This window comes from Paenibacillus sp. TSM33, from assembly GCF_056099025.1.
The window spans coordinates 873,436-890,666 of the sequence record NZ_JBLZXB010000010.1 but is presented as its reverse complement, the minus strand read 5'-3'; the positions used below and the strand labels follow the sequence as shown (position 1 = coordinate 890,666).

At 45.4% G+C, this 17,231-nt stretch carries 17 protein-coding genes; 2 read left to right on the top strand and 15 right to left on the bottom strand.

Annotated features, from left to right (window positions below; all coding sequences use genetic code 11):
* Positions 1–242: 242 nt before the first annotated feature.
* From mdh to citZ, 3 genes are all read right to left on the bottom strand, one after another.
* Positions 243–1,184 carry a malate dehydrogenase gene (gene mdh, locus ACN6NF_RS08040; protein WP_474316677.1) on the bottom strand — a complete coding sequence of 314 codons (942 nt, stop codon included), beginning with the start codon at positions 1,182–1,184 and terminating at the stop codon, positions 243–245.
* A 16-nt stretch (positions 1,185–1,200) separates the two neighbouring features.
* Positions 1,201–2,496, bottom strand: a complete 1,296-nt coding sequence (gene icd / locus ACN6NF_RS08035; RefSeq protein ID WP_474316674.1) for an NADP-dependent isocitrate dehydrogenase — start codon at positions 2,494–2,496, stop codon at positions 1,201–1,203.
* Between the two features lie 147 nt (positions 2,497–2,643).
* Complete coding sequence (gene citZ / locus ACN6NF_RS08030) at positions 2,644–3,756, bottom strand: citrate synthase (protein ID WP_474316673.1); 1,113 nt, start codon at positions 3,754–3,756, stop codon at positions 2,644–2,646.
* Positions 3,757–4,100: 344 nt separating this feature from the next.
* Here citZ and ytvI point away from each other — a divergent pair, with 344 nt between their 5' ends.
* A complete protein-coding gene (gene ytvI, locus ACN6NF_RS08025) occupies positions 4,101–5,219 on the top strand; it encodes a sporulation integral membrane protein YtvI (RefSeq protein ID WP_474316671.1) in 1,119 nt (372 codons plus the stop codon).
* A 28-nt stretch (positions 5,220–5,247) separates the two neighbouring features.
* On the opposite strand, the gene ACN6NF_RS08020 is transcribed toward ytvI, so the two are convergent.
* The 7 genes from ACN6NF_RS08020 to ACN6NF_RS07990 form a co-directional block, all read right to left on the bottom strand.
* On the bottom strand, positions 5,248–5,646 hold the full coding sequence (locus ACN6NF_RS08020; RefSeq protein ID WP_013370347.1) for an FxsA family protein: 399 nt from the start codon (positions 5,644–5,646) through the stop codon (positions 5,248–5,250).
* On the bottom strand, positions 5,643–6,161 hold the full coding sequence (locus tag ACN6NF_RS08015; protein WP_474316670.1) for an acyl-CoA thioesterase: 519 nt from the start codon (positions 6,159–6,161) through the stop codon (positions 5,643–5,645). Before ACN6NF_RS08015 ends, ACN6NF_RS08020 begins: the two co-directional genes overlap by 4 nt.
* A 135-nt stretch (positions 6,162–6,296) precedes the next feature.
* A complete protein-coding gene (pelA, locus tag ACN6NF_RS08010; RefSeq protein WP_474316668.1) occupies positions 6,297–7,505 on the bottom strand; it encodes a pectate lyase in 1,209 nt (402 codons plus the stop codon).
* 206 nt (positions 7,506–7,711) lie between these two features.
* Positions 7,712–8,554, bottom strand: coding sequence for a phosphate ABC transporter ATP-binding protein PstB (gene pstB / locus ACN6NF_RS08005; RefSeq protein ID WP_474316666.1), 843 nt, complete (start codon positions 8,552–8,554; stop codon positions 7,712–7,714).
* Between the two features lie 17 nt (positions 8,555–8,571).
* Positions 8,572–9,468, bottom strand: a complete 897-nt coding sequence (gene pstA, locus ACN6NF_RS08000) for a phosphate ABC transporter permease PstA (protein ID WP_016819623.1) — start codon at positions 9,466–9,468, stop codon at positions 8,572–8,574.
* Positions 9,468–10,400 carry a phosphate ABC transporter permease subunit PstC gene (pstC, locus tag ACN6NF_RS07995; RefSeq protein WP_013370343.1) on the bottom strand — a complete coding sequence of 311 codons (933 nt, stop codon included), beginning with the start codon at positions 10,398–10,400 and terminating at the stop codon, positions 9,468–9,470. The genes pstA and pstC overlap by 1 nt, the downstream gene beginning before the upstream one ends.
* 105 nt (positions 10,401–10,505) lie before the next feature.
* Positions 10,506–11,429, bottom strand: a complete 924-nt coding sequence (locus ACN6NF_RS07990; protein ID WP_013370342.1) for a phosphate ABC transporter substrate-binding protein — start codon at positions 11,427–11,429, stop codon at positions 10,506–10,508.
* Positions 11,430–11,635: 206 nt separating this feature from the next.
* Between ACN6NF_RS07990 and ACN6NF_RS07985 the strand changes: the two genes are divergently transcribed.
* A complete protein-coding gene (locus ACN6NF_RS07985; protein WP_474316663.1) occupies positions 11,636–12,523 on the top strand; it encodes a LysR family transcriptional regulator in 888 nt (295 codons plus the stop codon).
* 94 nt (positions 12,524–12,617) lie between these two features.
* On the opposite strand, the gene pyk is transcribed toward ACN6NF_RS07985, so the two are convergent.
* From pyk to ACN6NF_RS07960, 5 genes are all read right to left on the bottom strand, one after another.
* Positions 12,618–14,048 carry a pyruvate kinase gene (gene pyk / locus ACN6NF_RS07980; protein WP_064963839.1) on the bottom strand — a complete coding sequence of 477 codons (1,431 nt, stop codon included), beginning with the start codon at positions 14,046–14,048 and terminating at the stop codon, positions 12,618–12,620.
* Positions 14,049–14,173: 125 nt separating this feature from the next.
* Positions 14,174–15,157 carry an acetyl-CoA carboxylase carboxyltransferase subunit alpha gene (locus ACN6NF_RS07975; protein ID WP_474316661.1) on the bottom strand — a complete coding sequence of 328 codons (984 nt, stop codon included), beginning with the start codon at positions 15,155–15,157 and terminating at the stop codon, positions 14,174–14,176.
* The gene (accD, locus tag ACN6NF_RS07970; RefSeq protein WP_474316660.1) at positions 15,158–16,051 is read right to left on the bottom strand and encodes an acetyl-CoA carboxylase, carboxyltransferase subunit beta; all 894 of its coding nucleotides are present in this window, start codon (positions 16,049–16,051) and stop codon (positions 15,158–15,160) included.
* A gap of 180 nt (positions 16,052–16,231) precedes the next feature.
* Positions 16,232–16,420: a hypothetical protein gene (locus ACN6NF_RS07965; RefSeq protein WP_007429680.1), complete on the bottom strand. Its 189-nt coding sequence runs from the start codon at positions 16,418–16,420 to the stop codon at positions 16,232–16,234.
* 153 nt (positions 16,421–16,573) lie between these two features.
* Positions 16,574–17,071, bottom strand: a complete 498-nt coding sequence (locus ACN6NF_RS07960; RefSeq protein WP_474316659.1) for a phosphatidylglycerophosphatase A family protein — start codon at positions 17,069–17,071, stop codon at positions 16,574–16,576.
* Between the last annotated feature and the right edge of the window lie 160 nt (positions 17,072–17,231).

The window sequence follows — 17,231 nt, the reverse complement described above, 5'->3', positions numbered from 1 at the left end:
TTTCTATGTAACTATTAATGCATATGAACTCTATTATACCGGGGAAGTGGGTCAAAGCAAAGGAATACGACAGGGAAAGTTTTAGATTAGGGGAGGGTATAAATCCAAAATGAAATTTTCAACATTACAGGAAAAGGAGAAAACAAATAGACTATTAAAAATAAAAGAGGTGCCGGCAGCCATAACTATGGCTTTGGACACCTCTTCAAGTAAAAGTATACCGTTTTAGTAGAAAATTGTATCTATAGGTTGACTATTTTAGTCACATTGCGAACCGCTTCAGCGGATTCATCGAGCGCTGCTTTTTCTTCGGCTGTCAATTCCAACTCGAACACTTTTTCGATGCCATTACCGCCAAGAAGTGTAGGCACACCGAGGAACAAGTCCTGATAGCCATACTCTCCTTCCAGGTAAGCAATGACTGGAATAATCCGTTTTTTATCTTTTACAATCGCTTCTGTCATTTGCGCAAGCGAAGCTGCCGGAGCATAATATGCGCTGCCATTACCCAATAGGTTAACGATTTCTCCGCCGCCCACTCGTGTACGTTGTACGATCGCCTTGATACGTTCCTGAGAAATCAGGTTTTCGATAGGTATACCTCCCACGCTGGAATAGCGTACGAGCGGCACCATATCATCACCGTGACCACCCATAACGAAGCCGCGCACGTCTTCAACCGAAACGTTCAGTTCCTGTGCAATAAAGGTACAATACCGGGCTGTATCCAGCACACCTGATTGACCAATAACCCGATTTTTCGGGAAATCAAGCGTTTGGTATGCAGTATAGGTCATAGCATCGACCGGATTACTCAGAATAATGACGATAGAATCGGGCGCATACTTCTTCACATTCTCACATACGGATTTTACAATTCCTGCGTTCGTATTGACCAAATCATCACGGCTCATACCCGGCTTGCGCGCGATCCCGGCTGTAATAATGACGATATCCGAGTCGGCTGCATCCTCGTAATTAGAAGTGCCCATGATCTGGGTGTCAAATCCCTGCACTGGACCAGCTTCCAAAATATCAAGCGCTTTGCCTTTAGTCGGATTCTCTAGTTGCGGAATATCGATGAGTACGATATCACCTAACTCCTTTTGAGCCAGCAGCAATGCGGTAGTGGCACCGGTAAAACCGGCGCCAACAATGGATATTTTTTTGCGTTGAATGGTCAAGTAGTATTCCCCTTCCTTACAGGTTACTAATAATGGTATCCGCGAACTCGGAGCATTTCACCTGTGTAGCACCATCCATCAGACGGGCAAAGTCATAAGTTACAATTTTCTTATTAATGGACGTCTCCAGTCCTTTGTAAATCAGGTCAGCTGCTTCTTTCCAACCCAAGTGTTCAAGCAGCATGACGCCGGACAGAATTACGGAACCCGGGTTCACTACGTCTTTGTCAGCATATTTGGGAGCTGTACCATGTGTAGCTTCAAAGATAGCATGCCCGGTTACATAGTTAATGTTTGCACCTGGCGCGATACCAATTCCACCAACTTGAGCAGCAAGAGCATCGGACAGATAGTCCCCGTTCAGGTTCAGCGTAGCAATGACATCAAATTCAGAAGGACGAGTCAGCACCTGCTGAAGTGCAATATCAGCAATCACATCCTTGATAATGATTTTGCCTGCATCTTCAGCTGCTTTTTGAGCTGCATTTGCCGCATCCTCACCTTCTTTTTCCTTGATGACATCATACTGGGCCCAAGTAAATACTTTATCTGCAAATTCTTGCTCGGCTACTTCATAGCCCCAGTTCTTGAAGGCACCTTCGGTAAATTTCATAATGTTACCTTTGTGTACGAGCGTTACACTCTTGCGTCCGTGGTCAACAGCATACTGAATAGCTGCCCGTACCAGACGCTTTGACCCCTCGGAAGACACTGGCTTGATCCCAATTCCTGAAGTTTCAGGGAAACGGATTTTATTCACGCCCAGCTCTTGCTGAAGGAACTGAATCACCTTTTTCACGTCTTCGGACCCTTCGGCATATTCGATCCCTGCGTAGATATCTTCTGTGTTCTCACGGAAAATGACCATGTCCACCAACTCAGGACGTTTTACTGGAGACGGGACACCGTTAAAGTAACGGACAGGACGCAGGCAAACGTATAAATCCAGTTCTTGGCGCAATGCCACATTCAATGAACGGATACCACCGCCAATAGGTGTCGTAAGTGGACCTTTAATGGCTACAATATACTCACGGATGGCTTCCAACGTATCGTTAGGGAGCCACTCGCCGTATGTATTGAAAGCTTTCTCACCAGCGAATACTTCATACCAGGCAATCTTTTTCGTGCCGTTATATGCTTTTTCTACAGCTGCGTCCAGTACGCGCTTGGAAGCTTTCCAGATGTCGCGACCTGTGCCGTCACCTTCGATAAACGGAATGACCGGATGGTTTGGAACCTGCAGTTGACCGTTATCAATCGTAATTTTTTCGCCTTCAGTTGGGAGCTCAAACTTTTCAAATTTCGCCATAAGTTCCTTTTCCTCCTCAGATATGAATGGGTACAGGACGAAAGACATGATCTTTATCATAGACAAAAACGTACATCTCTCGCCGACCCTTCTATTGTACCTTATTTTTTAAATTCAGGGTATACAACCTCAATCTTCCTCCAAAGGTTAGCGCAACTCTGGTGACACATATTTTTGATCCATTGGGCCTGTGTATTCGGCACGAGGACGAATCAAACGGTTATTTTCATACTGCTCTAAAATATGTGCAGTCCACCCCGATACACGGCTCATAGCAAAGATAGGAGTAAACAAATCCCTCTTAATACCCAGCTGGGTATATACGGAAGCAGAATAAAAATCCACATTCGGTTTCAAGCCTTTTTGCCCTGTTACAATACTTTCAATTCGAACTGACATATCAAACAACGTAGTGTCGCCGTTCATTTCTCCCAGTTCGCGGGACATTTTGTGCAAATGCTTGGCACGCGGATCACCGTTTTTATAGACACGATGTCCGAAGCCCATAATTTTTTCGCGGTTATCCAGTTTGGCCTGAATATAGGAGTCCACCTGATCCAGACCGCCAATCTCCTCCAACGTTTTAGCAACAGCCTCATTGGCTCCACCATGCAACGGTCCTTTTAAGGCCCCGATGGCAGACGTGATCCCGGAATAAATATCGGATAAAGTGGCTACCGTTACACGCGCAGCAAAGGTCGAAGCATTCAATTCATGATCGGCATGCAGCACGAGAGCCTGATTGAACGCCTTAATAGCCGTCTCCTCCGGGTCCTTGCCAGTCAGCTGATACAAAAAGTTTTCAGCAATGGAAACACCTTTTTTAGGCGCAATTGGTTCCAAGCCTTCGCGTATACGCGCTATGGCTGCCACAATTGTGGGCAATTGCGCCTGAAGCTTGACGGTTTTGGTCACATTGGACTCTCTTGACATATCATCCGCCTTTGGGTCATACAAAGCAAGAGACGATACAGCTGACCTCAAGGCAGCCATTGTGCTCAATTCTTTCGGGTATAACTTTAATTGAGTAATAATTTCATCCGGAATAGCAGCATATTCGCTTAACTGGCTGCGAAGCTCTTGCAATTGCTCCTGGTCAGGTAATTTTCCAAACCACAACAAATAAGCTACCTCTTCAAAATCGGCGTTAACAGCCAAATCATCAATGTTATAACCCCGGTACGTGAGAACGCCATCTACGATAGAGCTTATGGAGGAAGTGGTCGCTACGATCCCTTCCAGACCTTTAGTCGCTGTCATCGTTACATCTCTCCTTTGTAAAAACATTGTGAACGGACTTGCAATGTAAACATTTTCAAAAGTAAGATATGTCTTTTAGTTAGCTGAGTAATGTTAACGCCATATGTCAATATTTAAACTTTCTTTTACTATACTGGATTTTGTCGTTTATGTGAACATTGAGGGCTATTCCAACACATTCAAATGTTTTATCGCTTCTATAAAGAAATTTTTGAAACCCCTTACAAAATATATGATTTCATTTGCACTTTTTTACATAGGTCTTGTCTTACCCTCCTCCCGCATAAGTATAGTAGAGCACTTCCTTTAAGGAGTGCCATCAAAAAGAAAGGAGTCGTGAGAGCTTGAGTCGGTTAATCCTGAATCGCATATTTCGTGCTCTATGGGTCATGATGGTGATTGTAGCTCTGTTGCTGGGCATATATATGCTGTTCCCTCTCGTTTATCCTTTCCTATTCGCCTGGCTTGTGGCTTATGCTATGAACCCACTGGTCGTTTTTTTGCGTAACAAGGCTCGTATGCCACGTTGGACGGCTGTCACGGTCTCATTATTTGTATATTTAGGCGGAATCGCAATCATCCTGTCTGCTGCAATCACCCGCATCGTTCGAGAATTGATTAAGCTGGCCATGACTTTTGACGGGCATATTGAGCGTTTTAAAAGCCTGTTTATTGATTGGACTCAAAGCGATTTGATCCAAAATATAATTGTTGAAATCAACCATTTTATTCGGGATAATCCCGATTACCAGCACACCATTAACAGCAATATCGATAAGACGACTCAAACTGTCAGTTCGGCTGTTACTACGCTAGTCGGTCAATTTTTTAATGGGGTTTTAAATTTGCTAACCTCTCTGCCTAATATGGGAGCTGTGCTAATGGTTATTGTATTAGCGGCCTTTTTTATTAGTAAGGATTGGGATCGACATAGTCGAATACTTTCGAATACGGTTCCTGATACGATCCGCAAACCATTGTCAGATATTTGGAACGATCTGCGTAAAGCATTGTGCGGCTATTTGCGTGCACAGTTTATTATTATTTCCATTACGGCATTAACGGTTATTATTGGGCTGTTCATTTTGCGTGTGGAATCGGCCTTTACCATCGGTTTGATGATCGGGCTGGTGGACTTGTTACCTTATTTAGGGGTTGGCATTGTGATGATTCCGTGGACGCTGTATGCGTATATGTCAGGTAATTTGGCACTAGGGGTTGGATTGTCGATCCTATATGCCATCCTGTTGATTGGACGGCAGATCGTGGAGCCTAAGGTGCTGGCCAGCAGCGTGGGATTGAACCCGCTTCCCACCCTCATCGGTATGTTCATCGGGCTCAAGCTGTTTGGCGTTTTAGGACTCATTATTGGACCTGTATCACTCATCGTTCTTGATGCACTGCATCGCGCAAATGTCATTCAGGACTTGCGCAACTACATTCTTGCCGGAAGAGTCCGTTAGGTCATGGAGAGGGATAGCGGCAGCTCAGTCAAAACCGCCGAAACGTAATACTGCCGTTTTTCATTTTTTTCTCCAGCCACTTTAATAAAAAACGTCGGTACAATACTCGTGTTAAAGGAAACACCAACGTGAAACCAATAATATCTGTTATAAATCCAGGGATAAGCAGCAAGCTCCCGCCGAAAAACACACATAATCCATCCAGCATTTTACGGCCGGGCATTTGCCCCCGGTTCATTTCATTTTTGGCATCGGCAATCACCTTTCGACCTTCAAATTGCATCATGGCAGCGCCAATCAAGGTCGTCAGAATAATGAGCAGAATAGTTTTCCCCGCTCCAATCCAGTGACTTACCCATATAAACCCGTACAGCTCCGCCAAAGGAATGAGCAGCAGCAACAGCCACAGACGTTTACGCATCATCATGACTTCTGTCCCTCCCCGCCTGTAAAAGCAGACCTTAACGCAGTGTACAACTCAGGCAGTGCCTGATCGAGCCGAACGGGCTTCCAATCGGTATTCAGCCACACATGTCGTGTCGTTCCTGTGACCAGCAGTTCTCCCGGCAGCGTGTCAGCCTCTGTCCATACCTTTCCCACATTGTTTTGGTGCTCCTCATCCGTTACCCGTCGAACCTCATAAGTATAGTTCAAACGTAGTCTGGAGAAGTCCGTAATAGCGGTATAAATAGTAACTAAATCATCATATCGAGCAGGGCTCGTATATTTCGCATTGATTTCAATAACTGGCAGCAAAACTCCTCGATCTTCCATGCTCCGGTAGTTAAAGCCTGCCTGCCGGATCATTTCCGTACGCCCGATCTCAAACCAGTTTAAATAATTCGCATGATACACGACCCCCATCTGGTCGCTTTCCTGATAACGGACACGTAGAGATGCGCCGTACCATCGTAATTGCGTTTGTTTCTCCTCTTGAGTCATACAAGCTCTCCTATCTTTGTGCATCTTTATCTCTATTTTGCCCTCTCTCCATTAAACCATATTTACCGTCTGGGAACAAAAAGAGGGCCGAACCATATGGCTCTCCCTCTCAAAGCATTTACAATGATGGCTTTATTATTGTGGCAACGGCTTGGACAGTTTATAATATCCACTTTCCGAAGCCAGTTTCAGTAAGCTCTTCGCCTGACTTCCCGCCCAGGCGTAACCAAGTCGTCTTTCTTCACTAATTTTCATGATGTCCGTATACTTTTTGCCATCTCGGTCCGAGAAGAAATACTTATTGTCCTCCACATTGTAGAAACGATACCACATCACGCTTGAAGCATCCTTTTGGAAAAACTCTGGACCTTGACGGTTGTATTTCATACCGTCGATCCGATTCGTGTCAAACCATTTCAAGGCACTCTGAGCAGCTTTTTTCACCTCAGCCGTCTGCGGTTGAGACATCAAGAATGCCGTAATGCCTACCGATTCCGTAGTTGTTTTGGAAGCAAGCTCGAATGCTCGCGCGGGTACAGATTCATAAGTAACCGGATCATGCTGTGCTCCCCAGATCGTTGGTGTGCCATTGTTTACAATTTGAGCTTTAAGTGTGTACTGTACGCCTTTATTCAGAGCCTGCTGAAGTCTGGAGCGATATGTATTGTCAAGAATATCGCTATCAAACGGCTGCCTTTTGTTTACAATGTCATCTGCCAGTACCATCACTCTAACCATAGCATCATCGTTGTAGGTTGCGGCATCAGAATAATTACCACGTTTAGGGTATACCTGCGGCCAGGCACCGGAGGAATATTGAGAGGTTAGTACAAAGTCAATTGCTTTTTGTACACTGTTCTTAATGTCTTTATTTTTGGTTTTTTTGTACACATCCGCTAAAAAGCGAATCTCGGTTGTCGTGGCCTCGTTATCAAACGTGCCGAGTTCAACACCATCCTTGCTCTTCCATGTAGAGCGTGCAGCCTTGCCATCCCATTTGGATTTATAATTCTTCTCCATCGCTTTGAAGAATCCACCATGCGGCAATTGCCACGATACAATATTCAAGGCAAGCGTAGTGTCCTTGGATGTATTCCCCGTAGAAAATTTACTAAAATCGCGATACTTGTCCAGCAAACTACTCACATTCACACTAGCCAGTGGAACAACAGCAGTTTTGTAAACGTTTGCATCATTGTATACGGCTTGAGTGACACTCGCTCCTGCATCAGTCACATCCTGCTCTGTTGCCGCCCACGCTGGACTCATAAGTCCAGTTGTTAGGGTAATAGCCATTCCAGAAAAAGCAATCCATTTGACAGATTTTTTAACGTTAAACCTCATTGCAAACCTCTCCTTTAATTGGATTGTGGTATTTCAAGAACTATTAAACACATGTATTATATGAAAATATAACCAAATAATCAATATATTTTATTATATACAAATGCAATAGTTTACTAAACTAACATAAAAAACCTCCTACTAATACTAGATTAGCAAGAGGTTTTTATGTTTCATATATAGAACAAGACGTCAAACTGCACGGCTTACCCAAAGCGACCCATAATATACTCTTGAGTCAGCTCGTTTTCAGGATTGGTGAAGATATCGTTTGTTTTCCCATGTTCCACCAAACTTCCGACATAAAAATAGGCAGTATAATCAGAAATCCGTGCAGCCTGCTGCATATTGTGCGTCACAATAACGATGCGCAGTTCTTTTTTCAATTCGGTAATAAGCTCTTCCACCTTGCCTGTAGACACAGGGTCCAGCGCGGAAGCTGGCTCGTCAAGCAACAGAATTTTCGGTTGGACAGAAAGTGCACGCGCAATACAAAGCCGCTGCTGTTGCCCGCCAGACAGAGCGAGAGCCGAATCGTGAAGACGATCCTTGACCTCATCCCATAAAGCCGCCTTACGCAGGCTGCTTTCGACGATTTCATCGAGCTGCTTCTTTTTGCGCACTCCCCGGTATTTAGGACCGAACGCAATGTTATTATAAATCGATTTGTAAAAAGGGTTAGGCCGTTGCCACACCATGCCAATTTGCTGACGCAGCTTGATTACGTCCGTCTCTGGTGCCGTCAAATCCTGTCCGTCCATCCAAATGTGACCTGTTGTAGAAGAAGACGCTATCTCATCATTCATCCGGTTAAGGGAGCGTAAAAAAGTTGATTTACCACAACCGGAAGGCCCAATCAGGGCGGTCACGGTCTGCTCAGGAAAGGCTAAGTTTACTTTTTTCACAGCCTCAAAGCTGCCATAATAAATGCTCAAATCCTCAGTACTGAATGGATGCGGCGCTTGCCCCGCAAGTTGTTCTGAACGTGTAGACTGAACGGATGTTGTTGGTACGGCGGTTTTTGCCGTTCGTGTAATCACATGTTCCATTGTTCTCCATCCCCTTTCTAATCCATTCGTTTGGCAGCTGTCAACCGACGGTAAACGACTCTTCCGAACCATCTTGCACTCAAGTTGAAGACCAGAACGAGCAGCACCAATACCGCAGAAGCGCCTGCGGCGATATCTTTGGAGTCAGGAGCAATGCCTTCACTGTTGACCTTCCAAATATGAACAGCCAATGTTTCGGCAGGTCGCATCGGATTAATAGGCGATCTGGCATGCAATGGATTCCAATCGGTAAAATCAAGCGGCGGTGTACTCATCCCTGCTGTAAACAGCAATGCGGCGGCTTCCCCAAAAATACGGCCTGCGGCCAAGATGGTACCCGTAATCAAGCTTGGCAGCGCTGCTGGCAACAAAATGGAGGTAATGATTTTCCACTTGGACAATCCGAGCGCAAGTCCAGCTTCCTTTTGCTCCTTCGGTACAGCGCGGAAAGCCTGCTCAGTTGTACGAACCATCAGCGGCAGATTGAATACAGCCAAAGCCAGAGCCCCAGACAAGAGGGAAAAGCCAAAATTAAATGTATTGACGATGAGTAATAGTCCAAACAATCCAATGACGATCGACGGGAATGAGGACAATACTTCGACGACAAGTCGTATGAAGTCTGTAATTTTCCCCGGCTTTGCATATTGCGCCATGTAAATGCCGGCGCCCCAGCCAATTGGAATGGTGATAATCAAAGTTAAGATTAGCAAAAATACAGAATTAAACAGTTGCGGACCAATGCCTCCACCTGCACGTAACGTTTGCGGAGCACTAGTTAGAAAATCAAAAGAAATATGGCTGACTCCGCGGGCCAAAATGAAGCCCAATAATCCCACCAAGAGTGCAACAATGAACAAGGCGAAGAAACAGATTACAAATGTAGCGATCTTGTCGGTCGTTTTAGCTTTCATCAAACCCGGTTTCTCCTTTCAAGCAGCCTTACCAGCAGCACGAAAATAAATGTCATGAGCAGAAGAACAAGCGCCATACTCCAGAGTGCATTGTTATGAACGGAGCCCATCGCTGTGTTGCCCATGCTAAGTGTAATGACGCTGGTCAAGGTCGAAGCGGATTCCAGCAAGGAATGCGGTATGTGCGGAGCATTTCCGATGACCATCTGTACAGCCAACGCTTCTCCGAAGGCACGAGCCATGCCGAGAATAATTCCTGTTAAAAGAGCAGGCAGCAACGTCGGAATAATAACACGGGCAATCGTCTGCCAGCGGGTAGCACCCAACGCATAAGAGGATTCACGCAGCCCCCCCGGCAGGGAAGACAACGCATCCGCCATAATACTCGTAATCGTCGGCAAAATCATAACCGACAACACAAGGCAACCTGCCAGAATGCCAATCCCTTGTCCCCCAAACACGTTTCGCAACAGTGGGACAATTACGGTCAAGCCGACAAAGCCATAGACAACCGACGGAATGCCGGATAATAATTCAATGGCAGGCTGAAGGATACGTTTGCCCGATTTCGGCACGATTTCCGTCATAAACAAAGCTGCGCACAAGCTAAGCGGACTGGCAATTAAGGCCGCTAATATGGTTACGGCAAAAGAACCTGTAATGAACGGAAGCGCGCCGAAGGACTTGGGTTCACCATCCGGGCTCCATTTGGTTCCAAAGAAAAATTCTCGCAGACTGACTCCATTCACCGCAAATGTAGCTACACCTTTGGAGGCAACAAAATATACGATGGAGACAATGACTGCAACTAAAAAAACGACACAAACCGACGTATAGATGCGGCCGGTCCATTCTTCCCAGTAATGTCTTTCTTTCATAACTCGGGATCGTTTATTCTGTTCCATGTATGCCTTCCCTTCAATTGGTTCCATACTGTAACTCCTTTAAGCGAAGAATAGAGGCCGGACGCTAGTCCGCCTCTTCTTCGTGAATATACTCGCGTTAGCTGCGTTCATCCGAACAGGAGATCGCTCTCCTTATTTCGTGATATTACCGTCAGCATCACGTTTCACTTGCATACCTGATACCGGAATGTATCCCAGGTCTACAACGTCTGTTTTTTGGATTTCATCAGACAGAATATAGTCCAGGAATGCTTTTACATGTTCTTTTGGCTCACCCTTAGTGTACATATGCTCATATGCCCACACTGGATATTTACCTTGTTCTACATTTTCAACGTTAGCTTCCACACCGTCGTACTTCAAAGCAGTAACTGTGTTGTCGATGTAGGACAGAGCCAAGTAACCAATCGCACCAGGTGTTTCAGCAATCAGCTTTTTCACAGTACCAGAGGAATCTTCCTGAATGGAGCCTGGCAGATCTTCTGTTTTTTGTCCCAGCGCGTATTTTTCAAAGGTTGCACGAGTACCGGAGCTACTTGGACGGTTCACGATCACGATTTTTTGATCTGCACCACCAACTTCTTTCCAGTTCGTAATTTTACCTGTGAAGATTTGTACCAGTTGATCTTTTTTCAGGTCTGTTACGCCTACTTTAGGATTCGCTACCGCTGACATAGCTACAACAGCTACTTGGTGATCGACCAGCTCTTCTGCGCCGCTCTCCAGCTTTTCTTTTGCAAATACGTCAGAGTTACCGATATCCGCTTGTCCACCGGAAACTTGAGTCAAGCCAGTACCGCTACCGCCACCCTGCACTTGAACCGCAATGCCTTTATATTTATCGACAGCCATAAATTTTTGTCCCGCTTGCTCTACCAATGGTTGAAGTGCAGTGGAGCCAACAGCCAGAATGTTACCTGTCAGTTCAGCAGCTGCTTTATTGTCTGTTCCTGCAGCAGCGTCTCCTTGTGGTGCAGCATTGTTACCTGATCCGCAAGCTGCAAGTGCAAATACCATGGTGAGAGTCATCAGAATGAACGGCCATTTTTTCAACATTTTTTATTGTCCTCCCCTTAGTTAAGTGACGGTTTTTTATTTATGACCATCAACACTTTTACATTGTAGGCCTGGAATGTTAGACGAACGACTAGGTTTTGTAAAACAAATATAAAATATTGATAGATAAATTATTTTCCGGTATATAATTAATCTATAGTTTAAATTCACGCATAAATATCTAATAAGGAGAGCTGTTCGATTCTATGAATATTTTAAAATTGCGCATCTTAGTGCTAGTCGATAAATATCATAAAGCGACGGAGGTGGCCGAAACTTTACAAATCAAACAGCCCACCGTCAGCTTTCATATGAAAAGTCTGGAAAAGGAAATAGGTGCGACTCTGTTCTCTCTCCAACAAGGCAGAATTATGCTAACCGAGGCTGGTAAAAAAATGTTGCCTTACGCAAAGCAGATTCTCTCACTTGAGCAAGAGGCCAGACAAGCTGTAGATGAACTGACAGAAGAATCTCAGGGCCTCTTACATCTGGGCGCAGAGTCGATTTCAGGCATGTATCTTCTCCCAACTATCATGGCTGAATTTGCACAGCAATATCCAGAATGTCGTATTCAGTTAGAGATTCAATCTCCGGATGTAATCAAGCAGCTACTGAAAGAGGGAGATATTGATTTTGCTTTTCTCGACGGTAGAGAATCTGTTCTGGAAAATACGGTGGCTGAACCAGTGGCTTCAGATCAGGTGGGGATTATACGCTCTGCATCGGCTGAGACACCCAAGTCACTGGACATCAATGGGCCCGATACGCTGGATAAGCACATATGGGTAAAATATAACGGAGCATCCGTTGTAGATTCCTATTCCTCGCTAGTTAAATCCCATCTGGAAATCAACTCTTGGGAGGCAGTAAAGCAAGTGGTAAGTGGTGGAGAAGCGCTTGCCTTCTTCCCTGCCTGCGGAGTTCGTAGCGAGGATCATACTGTCCCCACGGTGGAATGGCTTCCTTATCCCGAAGCTGACAGTAAAAGGAGTCATTATCTAATAAACATTGTGTATCAACAAGATACACACAGGAACATGATGCAACAAGCATTCCTTGATTTTATAAGACGAGAAGGAATAAGAACTAGCTAACAAAAAAAGAGCATTCAGATCCATAAGACCTGAATGCTCTTCTACTTATTGAAATGAGTAAATGTCGTCCCAGTATTACTCGCGGAGACTACAATTACGCTTGTGCTGGTACGCAGCTAATTTTGATCAGGTTCGTGGAACCGGAATCACCAAGAGGTACGCCCGCTGTAATCACAACCAAATCGCCCTCTTTAACGAGGCCAGATTTGCGGCCACCTTCCAGCGCATTGTCAAACAGACTATCTGTTGTGTCAACGATTGGTCTGCCTTGTACTGCATGTACGCCCCAGATCAGAGCCAAACGGCGAACTGTTCTTTCCTGTGTTGTCACAGCGATAATCGGAGCTTCTGGACGGTATTTAGAGATCATACGCGCCGTTGTTCCGCTTTGTGTGGACGTCAGGATTGCTTTGGCATGCAGGTCAAGTGCAGAAATAGAAACGGATTGGCTGATTGCTTCGGTAATACTAATTTCTTGAGCCGTTCTTTGTTTTTTGAACAAATCACGGTAGTTCAGAGAAGACTCAGCTTTTTCGGCAATACGTGACATGGTCAATACAGATTCTACTGGATATTTCCCAGCAGCTGTTTCGCCGGATAGCATAATTGCATCTGTTCCGTCAAAAATAGCATTGGCTACGTCACTTGCTTCCGCACGAGTCGGACGCGGGTTACGTTGCATGGAATCCAGCATTTGTGTTGCTGTAATAACAGGCTTGCCAGCTACATTACATTTGTTAATCATCAATTTTTGCGCCAGAGGCACTTCTTCAGCAGGAATTTCCACACCGAGGTCACCACGGGCAACCATCAGACCATCCGAAGCTTCCAAAATTTCATCCAGGTTATCAACACCTTGCTGATTTTCTATTTTGGAGATAATTTGAATGTGGCTTGCGTTGTGCTTCGCCAGCAATTCACGGATTTCCTGTACATCACTTGCTTTACGAACAAAAGAAGCCGCGATGAAATCAATGTCCTGCTCAATACCGAAAATAATATCATTCGCATCTTTCTCCGTAATACCAGGCAATGAAATAGCAACGCCTGGAACGTTAACGCCCTTCTTGCTTTTGATCGTTCCGCCATTGACAATGCGGCATTTGATTTCAGTGCCTGATACTTCAATAACGGTGAGTCCGATCAGACCATCGTCGATCAGAATGGTGGAGCCGGGCTCCACGTCCGAGGGAAGATCCTTGTACGTAATGGAGATACGATCTTGCGTACCGAGAATTTCTTCCGTTGTCAGCGTAATGAACTCGTCCTGAACAAGCTCAATAGGTTCAACTTCGAGCTTTCCTGTCCGGATTTCCGGCCCCTTCGTATCGAGCAAAATAGCAACATTTTTGTTAAGCTCCTTACAAGCTTGACGGATGTTTTTAATCCGGTTGCCATGCTCCTCGAAATCACCGTGAGAGAAATTCAGGCGGGCTACGTTCATACCAGCCATAATCAGTTTCTTCACATTTTCCAATGACTCACTGGAAGGACCGATGGTACATACAATCTTAGTTTTGCGCATTTGGGTTTTTCCTCCGTTTTCAAAGGTGCTACTCTTTATATCTTTTTCCAACAATTAAATCTACTACACTTTTTCCTATTTGTATAGGAAGTTCGTCATATTTATTGTTACCCGTTTCCAGCGTATTACAACATAGGTTCAGATTCCGAAGGTTTTAAGAAAGTATATTGGCCTATTTTCCGGAATTTTTGATACCTGTCTTCCCTCAATTCATCGCAGCTCATATTCGCAAGGTCTGCCAAATGACGTTCTAATAACTCCTTGATCGCGGCAGCGGTCACTTCATAGTTACGATGTGCGCCCCCTTTCGGCTCTGGCACAATATCCTCGATAATCTCCATGCGCAGGAGGTCATTAGCGGTAATCTTCATCGCTTCAGCTGCCTGATCCGCCTTAGAAGCATCTTTCCATAGAATCGAGGCTGCGCCGTTTGGAGAAATGGCCGAATAAATCGCATGTTCCAGCATCAGCACACGGTTACCCACTGCAAATGCAAGCGCACCGCCGCTTCCACCCTCGCCGATGACCACACAAATAACAGGCACCGAAAGCTTTGCCATCTCCCGCAAATTGCGGGCAATCGCTTCCGATTGACCTCTCTCCTCTGCTGTATTACCCGGATAAGCGCCCTTCGTATCAATAAATGTAATAATAGGACGCTTAAATTTGTCAGCCTGCTGCATCAGCCGCAAGCCTTTACGGAATCCTTCCGGATGGGCACTACCAAAAAAGCGTGCAATGTTATCTTTCGTATCCTTACCACGTTGCTGGCCAATGACGGTCACCGGAATACCATTTAGCTTGGCAATCCCGCCCACAACCGCCAGATCGTCTCCGAACAAGCGGTCGCCATGCAATTCAATAAAGTCCGTAAACACCTGCTCGATCAAATCAAGGGACGTTGGCCTTTGATGATGGCGAGCCAGATGCATTTTTTGCGATGCTGTAATGTTAGAATATATTTCTTCTTCCATCTGGAGATAACGTTCTTCCAGGCGGTTGATTTCATCAGTAAAATCAATTTGCTTATCCTGTCCGAATTGCTTGAGTTCTTCGATCTTCTGTCGCATTTCGACCAGGGGCTTTTCATAAGGCAATTCGCCAGCCATTTATTCCTCCCCTTTCACACTGTGCAGATCAAGCAGTTGCCCAAGGGTATCACGCAGTTCCTTGCGATGTACAACCATATCTAATTGTCCGTGCTGCAAATTAAATTCGGAAGTTTGGAAATCATCCGGTAGCTTTTGTCTGATCGTTTGCTCAATTACAATACGACCTGCAAAACCGAATACAGCACCTGGCTCTGCAATAATAATGTCTCCAAGCATAGCAAAGCTGGCGGAGACTCCACCTGTAGTCGGATCAGTGATCACAGAAATATAAAGCAATCCCTGCTCGTCCAGGCGAGCGAGAGCAGCGCTTGTTTTGGCCATCTGCATCAGACTCATAATACTTTCCTGCATACGTGCCCCACCGGATGTGGAGAAGATAATAAGCGGCAAGCGCTTATCAATCGCCTGCTCAATGGCGCGCGTAATTTTCTCTCCTACGACCGAGCCCATACTACCAGTAAAAAAGTCAAAGCTCATCACCGCTACGACAACAGGAAGCCCATGAATAAGGCCGTCGCCCGTAACGACAGCCTCGCGCAGGCCAGATTTCAGGGTCTGTTGCTCCAACTTACTTGCATAGCCCGGAAAGTCCAGCGGATCAACCGAAATCATATCGGCATCATATTCCGTAAACGTGTCTTCGTCGAGCACCATGCGAATACGATCTATCGCATTCAAACGCATATGGTATCCACACACCGGACACACTTTCAAATTTTTCTCTAACTCTTTGCTGTATTGAATACTTCCACACTTGCCACATTTGGTCATAAGACCTTCGGGAATTTCCCGTTTGGGACGATCCGGCATGTCCGCTTGATCGCCGCTCAGCGCCCGTTCCGAAGGGATGGTCGCGTATTTACGCTTCTTTTGGAATAAATCTTTAAACACAACTACACCTCTCCAGCCGTTTATTTGTCAGCCGTAACCGATACAAGGTCCTCTGCCGTCGATGCGGCACCTCTAAGCATTATGTTCATACACACGTCAACGCCTGTTAATACAACATTACCGCCGATCGTGCATCCTTTGTTCCATTCATGCTGCTGTATCACTTCCGCCGTTCCGGACTCAAGGGCGCAAAATCGAATTAAGCACTTCCTGTATTTCTTCGACTTCACCCGAAGGCACAAGTATCTCAAACTGTTGCTTGGATGCACTGATGGCCCGGGTCTGCACCATAAAACCTTCTTCAGACAGTTTGAGCTTAATCATGTCAGCCAGTCTGGCCGTCGGTGCAATATATATCACCGTCCACATGCCTTGTTTCTACCCCCTAAGCCTCAAGTTTTGAGCCCATATAATAGACTCATGATAACATACCTTACTTTTTTCCCGCAACAAAAGCCCTCCTGATCATTCAAGTTCCGTCGGAGGGCCTAGATAATCATTAATTCTGTTTATTCAGGCCAATTAAACATCCAATGATGCTGGATAATGCTTGGCATGAAGGCTCCGATGGGCAATACGCGAAGAAGCGGCAGCAGCCAATCCGGCGACAAGGTCATCTAAAAACACATGAATACCACTGCCTTTTTGGTTCAGCTTTTCGATAATTCCAATCTTTTCTTTATCCAGATAGCCAAAACTGGTCAAGCCGATCATGCCGTACACGCTCGTAATGCCTAGAGCCATTGTCTCGTCCACTCCATACAGCGGTTCGTCCGCCTCCATAATGGCTTGAAGTGGCTGGGGAAGAAGTTTTTTTTCGGCCAGCTCATCGAGCGCAATGCCTGTCAGCAGTGTATATTGTACCTCTCGCTTTTGCAAAACCGCTTTGACACTTTCTACACATTCTTCCATAGTCAAATGAGGATAATATTTTAGCTGAAGCTGAAAAACAATGTCCGCAATGGACTCGATCCGAATGCCTCTACGATTTAATAAGGTTTCTGCATATTCATAGGACATAATTTCCCTCCCGCTTTCACCATGCAGTTCTATTCTTCCACCGTGCGGGACCTTATGGTGCAGGATACGTGTTGAACCTCCTGTTCCGCCAGTTTTCCAAGTGTATGCGAAAGGGAAGGAAAATGTTCATTAAACCGTTACAATAAGGGCGGGTTGCTGT